Here is an 11,750-nt window from a genome sequence, read left to right on the forward strand (position 1 = left end):
AGCGTGTCAAGATGCCGTGGCTACCGCCGTCGACGGCCCATCTGGCCCCCGAGTTCGCCTCCGGATAGACCTCCCTGCGGAAGCCCACCCGGCGGGGAAACGGAGTCCGCGCCGGCGGCCCTCAGCCCCGTCGCTCCCGCCACAGCAGCGACACCGCAAGCACCACTCCGCCGAGTCCCAGCATCGCCAACACGATGAGTCCCCAGTTGGCCTGGCTGACGCCCGTGCCATAGGAAATCCCGATCAGCACCGTGGCCGTGATCGCCCCGAGGTACCGGCAGGTCTGGAAGATCCCGGCGGCTACCCCGCGTTCCTCCGGCCGGGTGGAGAGGTACATGCCCTGGTTGTAGGCGATGCTCGCCACGCCGTAGGGCACGCCCAGCAGTGCGGTCAGCGCCACCACCAGCGGGATAGCGAACGAGGCGGTCAACAGCCACATCGCCCCCGAGGCCATCATGAGCATCACGACGCCGGCGACCAGCACGCGCTTAACCCCGAACCGGTCCATCCCGCGGACGGCCACCGGCGTCGAGACCACCGAAACCGCGGCCAGCGGCAGCACCAAGAGACCGACAACTCGGGGATCGTAGCCGCCGGCTTCCTGCAGCAGCTGCGGCAGGCCGAAGAACGCGAAATAGTAGACGCAGCTGAACAGGGCGAAGCCCAGATAGACCAGCAGCAGTGGCCGGTTCCTGCCCAGCAGCCGCAGGTCGAGGAACGGCGGGGCGAAGCGCAGTTCGCGCCACACGAACAGCGCGGCCAGCAACGTTCCTCCGCCCAGCAGCCACCAGCGGTAGCCCGGCAGGACGTTGAGCAGCGCCATCATCACCAGCACCATGGAGCCGATGAAGGCCAGGATGCCCGGAATGTCCGAGTCCCGCAGCAGTTCCGACGCCGAGCCGCGTTCCCGGGCCCCGTCCGGCGGGGCGAACCGCCCGACCAGGAGGATCGCGGCCAGGGCCAGCGGGACGTTCAGCAGGAACAGGGCCTCCCAGCCAACGAAGCCCACCAACAGCCCGCCCACCACGGGCCCGACGGCCGCCGCGGAAGTGTTGGCCATCTGGATCCGGCCCAGCGGCCGGGTGGACTTCACGTTCGCCTGCTTCGCCAACTCCCCGACCATGACGACGGCGCTCGGGTACGCCGCCGCCGTGCCCAAGGCCATGACGGCGCGGGCCACGCAGAGCACCGCGAAGTTCGGCGCGAACGGAGCCAGCGCGCAGGTCACGGCCACCAGGGCCATGCCGAGCATGAACAGCCGCCGCGGGCCGAACCGGTCAGCCAGCCTGCCCATGAGCGGCTGGCCCGCCGCCGAGGTGAGGTAGAAGGAGGTGATCACCCAGGTGACGGTGGCGACGTCGAGCCCGAAGTCCGTGCGCAGCACCACCAGGGCGACGGCGATCATCGAGGAGTTCAGCGGGTTCAGGGCCGTGCCCAGGCTGAGTCCTGCGACGGCGTGGCCCGTCCGGGGAGAGTTGCTCACGGCAACAGTCTGTCGCAGAGCGCCTGCCAAAATCGAACCGGACGCCACTTTCCGCGGTGACGGGCGTGTCACGCACGCCAGGCTTTTGGCCCTGCGGCGCCGGGGCTCCGGCGGAATGCCGCGGAAGTCCTCTCGGCGGGGAGGCAAAAGCCTGCGTCCCGTGACACCTGCCCGGCCGCGAGTCACGGTTAGCGGGCGATCACGTCGAGAATGTGAACGCCGTGGCGCCGGAGGGCGCTCAGCAGCACGGCGCAGAACCCACCGACCTGGTCCGGGTGGATGCGGGGCAGCGAGTAGCCAGCGAAGATGAGGTCCGACGGCAGGACGACCCGGAGGTCCTGGAAGGCCCGCACCCCGATGCTGAGCCGGCCGTCCGTCTCCGCCTGCTCGATCCCCAGCAGCCGTTCCCTGGTGTCCGGCAGGGAGCCGGCGGCGAACCCACGGGCCCCGGCGAAGCCCAGACCCACCGCCGAGGGGTCAACAGCAGATGTCAGAGGACCTTGGAAAGGAACGCCTTGGTCCGGTCGTGCTGCGGATCGCTCAGGATCTGCCGGGGTGGTCCGGCCTCCACCACCACGCCTTCGTCCATGAACACCAGCGTGTCCGCCACTTCGCGGGCGAACCCCATCTCATGCGTCACCACAATCATGGTCATGCCGCTCTTGGCCAGTTCCTTCATGACGTCGAGCACCTCGCCCACCAGTTCGGGGTCCAGGGCGCTTGTTGGCTCGTCGAAGAGCATCAGCTTCGGGTCCATGGCCAGTGCACGTGCGATGGCCACACGCTGCTGCTGCCCGCCCGACAGGTGCGCCGGATAGGCGTCCCCCTTGTCGCCCAGCCCCACACGCTCCAGCAGTTCCATGGCCCGGGCGGTGGCTTTGGCCTTGGAAAGACCTTTCACCCGCATGGGGGCGAGGATGATGTTCTCCACAGCGGTCAGGTGCGGAAACAGGTTGAACCGCTGAAACACCATGCCGATTTCCTGGCGCTGGAAGGCTGCTTCCTTGAGCTTCAGTTCGTAGAGCTTGTCTCCCTTTTGACGGTAGCCAACAAGCTGTCCGTCGACCGAAAGCCTGCCGCCGTCAACCCGTTCCAGGTGGTTGATGCACCGCAGGAACGTCGACTTACCAGAACCGCTGGGGCCCACAATGCAGAGCACCTCGCCGGGATCGACCTCGAGACTGATCCCGCGCAGCACCTTGTTGGTGCCGAAATTCTTGGAGACCCGCTCCGCGAGCACCATCGGCGCGTCCGTCATCCTTTTCCTCCAAAATCTGTGCCGAGCGGCGGGGTGGGCTTACCGGGAACCGCCGTCGGTGCCGGCTCCGGCGTCGCCGGTTCCTTGCCCGTCTTGACCCGACCGGTTCCGCGGGAGAACCGCTTCTCAATGAAGTGCTGTCCCACCATCAGGATGGAGGTGAACAGCAGGTACCAGAGGGAAGCCACAATCAGCAGCGGCACCGGAGTGAAGGTCACCGCGGAAATACCGCGGGACACGCCGTAGAGGTCGATGCTCAACGGAATCGCGGCCACCAGCGAGGTGGTCTTGAGCATCGAGATCACCTCGTTGCCGGTGGGCGGAATGATGATCTTCATCGCCTGGGGAACCACGACATACCGCATCGTCTGCCCCCAGGACATGGCCAGCGCCGTCGACGCTTCCTCCTGGCCCTCGTCCACGGACAACAGCCCGGCCCGCACGATTTCGGACATGTAGGCGGCTTCGTTCAGGGCCAGCCCGATCACGGCCGTGATGAAGAGGTTGGTAAAGACCTCATTCGGGATGGTGACCCACGGCTCCGTAAACGGAATGCCCAGCGTGAACACCGGATAGATCAGGGACACGATGCCCCAGAAGACCAGCTGCACGTAGACCGGGGTTCCCCGGAAGATCCAGATATACAGCCAGGCAATGCTCTTCAGGACCGGGTTCGGCGAAAGCCGCATGATGGCCAGCAGCAGGCCGATCACGATCGCGCCGATCATCGAGTAGATGGTCAGCCACAACGTCACCCAGGCGGCCTGGCTGATCCGCCGGTCGAAGATGTACTTGCCCACGTCCGGCCAGCCATAGTCAGCGCGCTGGGCGGCGTCCAGCACAAATACCGCCAGCCCGAGGATGAGGAGTACCGCCACCACGTTCCGCCAGGGGTGGCGCAGCGGGATGGCGACGATCGCCTCCGGCGGCGCTTCCTCCGCGCTCCGTCCCCTTCCGGTCCGCGGCGTCCTGCCGGGTTCCGCCTCAATCATCCGGTCGGATTCCGGCTCGCTCATCTGTCATCACCCTTTGGCTGCCACATTGAGGTCCGCCGTCTTCACTCCGCCGGCTTCCACTCCCCACTTGGACAGGATCTTGACGTAGGTGCCATCGTCGATCAGCGACTGGAGGGCCTTCTGGAGGACCGGCGTAAATTCGCTGCCTTGGGCCACCGGAATGCCGTACGGTGCCACTTCGAAGGCGTCTCCGGCGGTCTGCAGCTTGTCCTTGGTCTTGGAGATCGCGTAGAGGGTGACGGGCGAATCGGCGCTCATGGCGTCCACCTGTCCGACCACGAGGGCGTTGGTCGCCTGATCCTGAGCGTCGTACCTGAAGATGGTGATGGCCGGCTTGCCGGCGTCGGTGCAGGCCTTCGACTTTGCGGGCACTTCGTGGGTGTCCTCATAGGTGGTTGCCTGGACGGCGACCTTGAGTCCGCAGGCGTTGTCGGGGTCCACGGTCTTGCCCTTCGGGGCGGCCCATTGGATCCCGGCGGAGTAATAGTTGACGAAATCCACCTGCTTTTCGCGTTCCAGCGTGTCGGTGAAGGAGGACATGCCCATGTCATCCTTTCCTGCGCGCACGGCCGGAAGGATGTTGTCGAAGGTGCCGATGTCGAAGTTGACCTTCAGGCCCATGACTTGGCCCAGGGCGTTGGTGAGGTCCACTGACCAGCCTGCCGGCGCACCGTTGTCGTCCTTGAACTCGTTGGGTGGGTAGTTGTTGGCCATGCCAACGTTGAGGACACCCGCGGTTTTCATCTTCTCCGGGAGCATCGCGGCAATGGAGTCATTCTTCTTCACCTCAATAGCGTCGGCGGTTCCGGATGCCGAGCCGGTGGCTGCAGGTTCGCTGTTGTTGACGCAGCCGGAGAGCGAGAGAGCCGTGGCTATGGTGAGAACGGGAAGTAGGTATCGGGTGCGCATGGTTTCCTTAGCTGTTCAGAGAATCACAAGGTTCCCGCAAGTCTGCGGGAGGAGGGCACTTTGTGCCCGCAAATTCCGAACTCCTCAATGAGTGTTGCCTGACGCTGTAGTTTCAACGATCTCTCCCGAATGACGGATGTCCCGCAGAATTTCCCCGCCTCGAGCTTTCAACTCCGAAATGCTGGAAACGCCCACTAACGTCATCGTACGCCGCAGCTCGTCCGCGAGGATCTCAATGATGCGCCCGACGCCGGGCGAGCCTGCCGCCACCAACCCGTACAGGTAGGCCCTGCCGATCGAGCCGGCATCGGCGCCCAGCGCCAGCGCATTGAGGATGTCGCTTCCCCGGCGGATGCCCGAGTCCACGTAGACCTCGATCGAGCCGACCACCCGTTGCCGGGATTCCTGCAGCACATCCATCGGACTCAACATGTGGTCGAGTTGGCGGCTGCCGTGGTTGCTCAGCTGGACGGCATCAAGGCCGATGCGGGCGGCCTTTTCGACGTCGGCCGGGTTGACGCAGCCTTGACGGCGTCCGGCCAGCTGCCCGGCGCCCACGCACTCCGTATCGCCGAGTACGGCGAACACCAGAAGAAATCTTTCGAGGAAACCATCTGCGCCTACCTGAGCTGCAGCGGTAACGCTGTGGAGGCCGCCAAATCCCTGGACGTACACGTCAGTCAATGCAGTCCGTTACCGCCTGTCCCGTGTAGAGCCGCTCTTCGGCATTGACCTGGACTATCCCGCAACGCGCTTGCTTGTATTGCTGCAACTATGGGCGAGGCGTCAACTAGCACTTGCGAGCTATTAGCCACTCGCAGCCTCCGCGACAGACTATGCCGCCCGACGCCCCCACGCCACTTCGCGGAGCCGGATCAGGTCCAGCGCCGGCTGGGCGGGCGGGACCCCCGGGCGTTTCCGCGGAACCAGGACGCGCAGGGCGGCGGGTTCCACCGTGCACCGCACCGGGGTGGGAATCAGCAGGGCCTCGCCGTCCACGCCGACGGGGATCTGGGGCACATCGGCGTCGACCACCACTTCCACGGCGGCCCGCTGCACCAGTCCGCGTTTCGTCGCCCGGCGCAGCAGCCCGACGGCCTCACGGGTACTGGACGCGGAGAGTGCCACCGCGCCGAGCACGCCGCGGTCGAGCCGGGTGCGGCGGCCCAGGCCCGCGAGATCATGGCTTCCGTAAGGGCCGTTGCTGACCAGCACCGCCTGCGGCCCGTCCACGGTGGTGCCGTCGAACTGGGCGCGCAACCGAGCCCCCTTGTCGCCCTTGATCAGGTCCGGGAGCATTTGCAGCACGGTGCCGGTCTTGTCGTCGCGGTACTCCGGGCTCTGCACCACCTCGGCGTAGACCCCGAAGGAGGAATTGTTGACGAAGGTGCGGCCGTTGATCTTGCCCAGATCAACGTGCAGCTCCACCCCGTCGCGGAGGGCGTCCAGGCATCCCGTCGGGTCCTCGCGGTCCAGGCCCAGATCGAGGGCGAAGTGGTTGCGGGTGCCGGCGCTGATCACCAGGAACGGCAGGTTGTGTTCGGCCGCGATGCCGGCCACAAGGGCCTGGGTCCCGTCACCACCGGCGACGCCGAGCAGGTCGGCTCCCCGTTCCACCGCCTGCCGGGCCAACGCATCCACATCCACCTGACCGGGTCCCTCGAGCAGCGCCACCTCGGCCCCGAGTTCCTCAGCCTTTCGCTGCAGGTCAAACTTGACCACCTTGCCCCCGCCGCTGCGCGGATTCATCACCAGGAAGGGATGCCGCCAGGCAGGAGCAGGGTACTCGGTCATCTTCGATCCTGCCCGGGGTTCCCGCAGGGCCGCGCGGGCACAGACCACCGCCACAACCACCAGCCCCACGGCGATCATGACCTCCAACAGCAGGCCCGCCTGGACGTACAGGAACACGACCACCAGCGGGGCGAGCACCGCGAGCGCCAGCGCACACCAGCGCAGGAATCCGCGGCTGATGAGGAACCAGTAGATTCCGGCCACGGTCACGACGACGGCGCCGGCACCGGTCAGGAGCAGCGCGACAATGCCCGCCACACCGGCCGCCGTCAGCGGGACCAACACCGCGCAAACCACCGCGAGGTAGGCGGCCCGCGCCCACCACCGCCGGGTCGACGGGACCTCTTCGAAGGGAACGACAGTCATAGCTGGCTCCTTGCCGTGTCCAGCCCCGGCCGATCGCACCGACCGAGGCCCGGCCGTCAGGTCTTGATCTTCGCGACGGTCATCAGGATCGCCGAGTCCTCTTCAGCTTCCAGGCTGTGCAGCCCGTCCGGCACAATCAGCAGGTCCCCGGTCTTCCCCTGCCAGGATTCCTTGCCGGCCCTAAGCCGCACGCAGCCGCGGAGCACAAACACGGTGGCTTCGCCCGGGTTCTGGTGCTCGCTCAATTGCGTCCCCGCCCGGAACGCCATCACCGTCTGGCGGAGCGTCTTCTCATGTCCGCCAAACGCCGTATCCGCAGCACGTCCGCTCGGTGCCGCCACCGCAGCCGCCATCTGCTGACGGGCAAGCGCATCGAGCGATATCTTCTGCATGGGGCCACCCTACTCAGAATCGTGCCCGCTGCCGAGGGTCCTTTGCCCCGGTAACGGCCGGCGCCTGCCCTGCCAGCGGCACGTCGCCAGGCTCGTGACGGTGCCGGTGGGACATGCCCATTTTTCAGGCCCAGGAGTGGGCACAGCGGGAGTATGTCCACTGGCCGGGGCGGAGGCGGGGCATGTCCCCTGCGAAGAGGAGCGCGGATGACCCCGGCCTACCCTCAGTACACCACCCGGAAATTACTGAACGCCCCCGTGGCCCGGGAGATCGATTCGTCCACGTTCTCCACCCGCCCGGGCGCGTCCGGCGAGCGCAGCCAGCGCCGGAACTCCAGCACCACCGACTGGGGCCCCTCCGCGGCGATGCCCACCGAACCGTCGCTGTTGTTCCGGACCGTGCCGGTCAGCCCCAGCTCCTCGGCCTTGCGCACGGTCCAGTAGCGGAAGCCGACCGCCTGCACCACACCGTCCACCCGCGCCGTCAGCCGGACCCACTCGCCGGAATCGCCCTTCGGAATCTCAGCCATGCCCCAATCTAACGCCCACCGCTGAGACCACCGCCAGAGGACTGGCGCACCTTCCACATAGGGACCTTCGCCCCTTACCTTCCGTAGAGCGCAGCCGTAAGGATGGTCAAGTGCACTGGGGGGACTTGTCGAGAAACGGCATGGCACATGGAAGTGCTTCACCCGCCCGCCGTGCCGCATTGCCCGAAAGGACACGAACGATGGCAGGACAATTCGAAATCTTCACGGACGCTGAGGCGAACGTCCGTTTCCGGCTTCTCGGCGCCGACGGAACGGTCTTGGCGGTTTCCAAAGCCTTCGAGGACAAGCGGGCAGCAGCGGACGGCATCATGGCCGTCCGTGAGTGCGCCGGCACGGGCCTGATCAAGGAGTCCCGTACCAACGCCTGGGGCGGTACCGGCACCACCAGGGCGGGGCTGCCGACGCCGGCCCGGCGCCGGCACCGGCATATCCCCGCCGTCTAAACGGCGGCTCAGCAAGACCCGGGCGGGCGGCCCGGCATAATCGGGAGCCGCTATGGGCGTGATGATGGCGCTGATCTTTGTGCCTTTCTACGCCATTTCCCTGGTGATCTCCGATCCGCAGTCCGTGATCGTGCAGATCTTCACCTTCTTCCCATTCTCCGCCCCGGTCACCGCCCTCTTGCGGAACGGCTTCGGCTCCCTGAGCCTGCTGGAGGCAGGCATCGTGATCGCGATCCTGTACGTGGGCGCCGCCGTGATGCTCCGCATCGCCTTGCGGCTGTTCCAGTACGGCTCGATCTCCTACACCTCGAAGGTCAACGTCCGCACGGCGCTCAGGTCAGGCTCGCGGCGCACCACCGCTGTTGAGCCCCCGACGACGGCGGGCCGCTAACGGGAATTGCGGCTACTTCCCTGACGGGGTGCCGGTGCCGGCCGAAGCGGTAGAGCTGGGTCCCGGCCGCAGCGACGTGATCATCTTCCGGATGTCCTGGTACTCCGGGGTGGACGCGTACAGCTTGGCCTTCTCCAGGTACGGCAGCGCGGCATCACCCGGCGTGGCATTGTTCTCCGGGTTGTAGGTCCCGCCGAAGAAGGCACCACTCGGCGGCCACAAGAACAGATGGAACATCGGGCACGCCAGATCGCCGGACTCCTCGGGGATCATGGTGATGCCATAGGCGGCGATAGTGGACTTCGTGGCCACTGCATCAGGGTCGTCACCCCGGGACTCGAACACGTAGCGGGGCACCCCGCCGTCGGCGCCGCCGCCTTCGCCGAGGGCCACCATCGGCTCGGTGTCATAGACCTCGTACGGGCTCTTGCCGATGCACTCCGCACCGGTGACGATGTTGGTCCGCAGGCCGGCCAGGGGTTTCCCCCCGGCGTTGAGCACGTCCACGAAGTCTCCGCCGAGCGCCCCGCCGGGATCCTTGACTGTCCAACCCGCGGGGTAGTCGAACGAGAGGCCGCCGTCCGCCGTCGTGAACGTCTTCCAGCCCGACGACGGCGTCCCCTCAGTGGGCGAGGCGCTCGGCGCTGTGCCCGACGTCGTGGTCGGTGCGGTGCCCGACGCCGTGGGCGCGCCGCTCCCGGACGGCGGGCCCGGCACCAGGCCGCAGGACGTCAGCAGCAGGACCAGAACGAGGGCCGTCCCGGCGGCGGTGCCGGCTGTGGCGCGCGCCTTCCCGTCCAGCGCCGTGCCGGATAACCCCGCCGGTTTCCTCACGACCCTACTTTCCGGCCGGCCGCAATGAAGTGATCGCCTGCTTGACGTACTTGTACTCGGGGGTGTCCATATACACCTCGGGGGTGTCCACGTTCTGGGGACCGCCCGGCATGGTGTCGAAAGGGTCATAAACGCCGCCGAACGTGGCGCCGCTGGGCGGCCAGGTGAAGATCTGGGAAATCGGGCAGGCGGTGTCCCCGGTGGGCTCCGGCCCGGAGGTGATGCCGTAGGCCAGGCTGAGGGACCCCGCCGGGTCACCAGTCTCGGGGCCGGTCCGGCCCTCGTAGACGAACCGCGGCGTCGCTCCGCCCTGGGCCAGTGCAGGGACGGGCTCGGTGTCGTAAACCATGAAGGGGAACTTCACCGTGCATTCGGCACCGGTGGAAATGTTGGTCCGCAGGGTAGCCATAGTCTTGCCGTAGTCACTCACCAGATCCACGGCGACGCCGCCCTCGGCGGGTTCATCGGCCGGGTCCTTGATGGTCCACGACTCCGGATAGTCGAACGCGAGCGTGCCGTCCGACGTCGTAAATGTCTTCCAGCCCGCCGGGACCGTGGCGGCGGACGAGCCGGTCGGGGCCGGCGACGCTGCGGCGGTGGCCGTCGATGGCGGCGGAGAACTGGTGGGTGCCGGTGCCGGTGCCGGTGACCCGCACCCTGCCAGTAGTGCCGCCGCGCAGAACGCGGAAATGACTGTGGCCAACGATGCGGCTGGGCGCATGACACCCTCCCCCTGGGAATATTCAGTGATTGGTCAATTCTCGGTGCTTCCCGCGGGGAAACTAGGGCCTTTGGACCCTTGGTTTCGCGGCTGTGCGGGTCCGCCGGCCAGGGGATCGCCGGCCGTGATGCTTCCCACGTTGACATCCCGCCGATTTCAGTTGGCCGTGGAAGCTTGCTAGAGCTTAAGTAATGCACGACGTCCTCGATCCCGCCATGCCCTTCCTGGCCCCCATCCTCGCCGTCACCCTCGCGGTGGCCGGCGGGCTCCTCGCCTCCTGGCTGCTGCGCCGGATTGTGCTCCGGTTCAACCGCAATCAGCCGGCCCTGCGCGAGACCTCCCGGGTGGCCCGGCTGCCGCTGCGCCTGGCGCTCTGCCTCATCGGTGTCCGGATCGCCCTGGGCCTGACCACGGAGGATGCCGAATGGCGGCGCAACGTGGACCACGCGCTGCAGATCGCGCTCATTGGGTCGATCGCCTGGCTGGCCATCGCCGTGCTCCTCATCATCGAGACCCTGGTGCTCACCCGCTACCGGGTGGACGTGGCGGACAACCGCCGTGCCCGCAGGCTCCGCACCCAGGTGATCCTGGCCCGGCGGATCGGGGTGGCCCTGATCGCCATCGTGGCCCTGGGCATCTCGATGCTCACTTTCCCCGCGATCCAGGCCCTCGGCGCCGGGCTGCTGGCCTCCGCCGGCGTGATCTCGATTGTGGCCGGCCTCGCCGCCCAGACCTCCCTGGTGAACGTCTTCGCCGGCATCCAGCTCGCCTTCACGGACGCGATCCGGGTGGACGACGTGGTGGTGGTGCAGAAGGAATGGGGCCGGATCGAGGAGATCACCCTGACCTATGTGGTGGTCCACATCTGGGACGACCGCCGGCTCATCCTGCCCTCCACCTATTTCACCACCACCCCGTTCGAGAACTGGACCCGGCGGCAGTCCGAAGTCATGGGCACCGTGGAGTTCGACCTCGACTGGCGCGCCCCGGTAGAGGACATGCGCGCCGAGCTCAAAAAGGTCCTGGCCACCACCGACCTATGGGACGAGCGGGTGGGCATCCTGCAGATCACGGACGCTACCGCCGGCTTCGTCCGGGTCCGCATCCTGGTCAGCGCCGCGGACAGCGCCCAGCTCTTTGACCTGCGCTGCTTGATCCGCGAGGAACTGGTGCTGTTCCTGCAGCAGGAACACCCGACGGCGCTCCCCCACGTCCGGCTCGAGTCGCTCGGTGCTGCTTCGCTGGGGTCCGGGACGACGGGTGCGGCCGACACGGCTGCCGCCAAGCGGCCCGGCAAGGTGTCCGCCGCCGATGAGCCCGCCCGGCACCCGGCCGATCCGCACGACTCCCAGCTGTTCACCGGATCGATCGAGGCGATCCAGCGCTCCAAGGCCTTCACCGGCCCCGGCGAGGAAGTGTTCGAGGACCGGGACAAGAGCATCGCCGCGCAGAACTAGGACGCCGCCAGCCGGCTGCACCGGGCGCTGTCGCCGCCGGACGGGCACCGTCCACATGGCGCCGCCGGGGGCTTCCCTGCCTGCGGGAACTGTTCAATAATCAGACGTTGGTGGGTCAGCGTCGGCGCTGGCCGA

Annotated in this window: 15 protein-coding genes; 4 read left to right on the plus strand and 11 right to left on the minus strand. The window is 67.2% G+C overall.

What is annotated here, in order from left to right; translation table 11 throughout:
• Nucleotides 1-121: 121 nt before the first annotated feature.
• From AC1DC5_RS18070 to AC1DC5_RS18095, 6 genes are all read right to left on the minus strand, one after another.
• Complete coding sequence (locus AC1DC5_RS18070; protein ID WP_476866073.1) at nt 122-1,483, minus strand: MFS transporter; 1,362 nt, start codon at nt 1,481-1,483, stop codon at nt 122-124.
• 188 nt (nt 1,484-1,671) lie between these two features.
• On the minus strand, nt 1,672-1,950 hold the full coding sequence (locus AC1DC5_RS18075; protein ID WP_441407061.1) for a hypothetical protein: 279 nt from the start codon (nt 1,948-1,950) through the stop codon (nt 1,672-1,674).
• Between the two features lie 23 nt (nt 1,951-1,973).
• On the minus strand, nt 1,974-2,741 hold the full coding sequence (locus tag AC1DC5_RS18080) for an amino acid ABC transporter ATP-binding protein (protein WP_476866074.1): 768 nt from the start codon (nt 2,739-2,741) through the stop codon (nt 1,974-1,976).
• Nucleotides 2,738-3,757, minus strand: coding sequence for an amino acid ABC transporter permease (locus AC1DC5_RS18085; RefSeq protein ID WP_476866075.1), 1,020 nt, complete (start codon nt 3,755-3,757; stop codon nt 2,738-2,740). The genes AC1DC5_RS18080 and AC1DC5_RS18085 overlap by 4 nt, the downstream gene beginning before the upstream one ends.
• Before the next feature lie 6 nt (nt 3,758-3,763).
• On the minus strand, nt 3,764-4,666 hold the full coding sequence (locus tag AC1DC5_RS18090) for an ABC transporter substrate-binding protein (RefSeq protein WP_441407064.1): 903 nt from the start codon (nt 4,664-4,666) through the stop codon (nt 3,764-3,766).
• Nucleotides 4,667-4,750: 84 nt separating this feature from the next.
• Nucleotides 4,751-5,254, minus strand: coding sequence for an alpha-hydroxy acid oxidase (locus AC1DC5_RS18095; protein ID WP_476866076.1), 504 nt, complete (start codon nt 5,252-5,254; stop codon nt 4,751-4,753).
• Nucleotides 5,255-5,309: 55 nt separating this feature from the next.
• Between AC1DC5_RS18095 and AC1DC5_RS18100 the strand changes: the two genes are divergently transcribed.
• Nucleotides 5,310-5,477, plus strand: a complete 168-nt coding sequence (locus tag AC1DC5_RS18100; RefSeq protein ID WP_476866096.1) for a helix-turn-helix domain-containing protein — start codon at nt 5,310-5,312, stop codon at nt 5,475-5,477.
• Nucleotides 5,478-5,500: 23 nt separating this feature from the next.
• Here AC1DC5_RS18100 and AC1DC5_RS18105 read toward each other — a convergent pair whose 3' ends face one another.
• The 3 genes from AC1DC5_RS18105 to AC1DC5_RS18115 all read right to left on the minus strand — a co-directional run bounded on the left by AC1DC5_RS18105 (nt 5,501) and on the right by AC1DC5_RS18115 (nt 7,748).
• A complete protein-coding gene (locus AC1DC5_RS18105) occupies nt 5,501-6,826 on the minus strand; it encodes a diacylglycerol/lipid kinase family protein (protein WP_476866077.1) in 1,326 nt (441 codons plus the stop codon).
• 56 nt (nt 6,827-6,882) lie between these two features.
• Nucleotides 6,883-7,218, minus strand: a complete 336-nt coding sequence (locus AC1DC5_RS18110) for a cupin domain-containing protein (protein WP_441407067.1) — start codon at nt 7,216-7,218, stop codon at nt 6,883-6,885.
• A gap of 224 nt (nt 7,219-7,442) precedes the next feature.
• On the minus strand, nt 7,443-7,748 hold the full coding sequence (locus AC1DC5_RS18115) for an acylphosphatase (protein ID WP_346924946.1): 306 nt from the start codon (nt 7,746-7,748) through the stop codon (nt 7,443-7,445).
• 200 nt (nt 7,749-7,948) lie between these two features.
• On the opposite strand from AC1DC5_RS18115, the gene AC1DC5_RS18120 reads away from it, so the two are divergent.
• Together AC1DC5_RS18120 and AC1DC5_RS18125 are read left to right on the plus strand one after the other, a co-directional pair.
• On the plus strand, nt 7,949-8,212 hold the full coding sequence (locus tag AC1DC5_RS18120) for a YegP family protein (protein ID WP_476866078.1): 264 nt from the start codon (nt 7,949-7,951) through the stop codon (nt 8,210-8,212).
• Nucleotides 8,213-8,264: 52 nt separating this feature from the next.
• Nucleotides 8,265-8,603, plus strand: coding sequence for a hypothetical protein (locus AC1DC5_RS18125; protein ID WP_476866079.1), 339 nt, complete (start codon nt 8,265-8,267; stop codon nt 8,601-8,603).
• A 12-nt stretch (nt 8,604-8,615) separates the two neighbouring features.
• On the opposite strand, the gene AC1DC5_RS18130 is transcribed toward AC1DC5_RS18125, so the two are convergent.
• Both AC1DC5_RS18130 and AC1DC5_RS18135 read right to left on the minus strand, forming a co-directional pair.
• The gene (locus tag AC1DC5_RS18130) at nt 8,616-9,437 is read right to left on the minus strand and encodes a hypothetical protein (protein ID WP_476866080.1); all 822 of its coding nucleotides are present in this window, start codon (nt 9,435-9,437) and stop codon (nt 8,616-8,618) included.
• A 4-nt stretch (nt 9,438-9,441) separates the two neighbouring features.
• Nucleotides 9,442-10,158, minus strand: a complete 717-nt coding sequence (locus AC1DC5_RS18135) for a hypothetical protein (protein WP_476866081.1) — start codon at nt 10,156-10,158, stop codon at nt 9,442-9,444.
• A gap of 191 nt (nt 10,159-10,349) precedes the next feature.
• Between AC1DC5_RS18135 and AC1DC5_RS18140 the strand changes: the two genes are divergently transcribed.
• Entirely contained in the window at nt 10,350-11,615 is a 1,266-nt protein-coding gene (locus tag AC1DC5_RS18140; RefSeq protein ID WP_476866082.1) for a mechanosensitive ion channel family protein, read from the plus strand.
• The last annotated feature ends 135 nt before the right edge of the window (nt 11,616-11,750 follow it).

The sequence above is a fragment of the Arthrobacter sp. 10L424 genome (assembly GCF_056395325.1).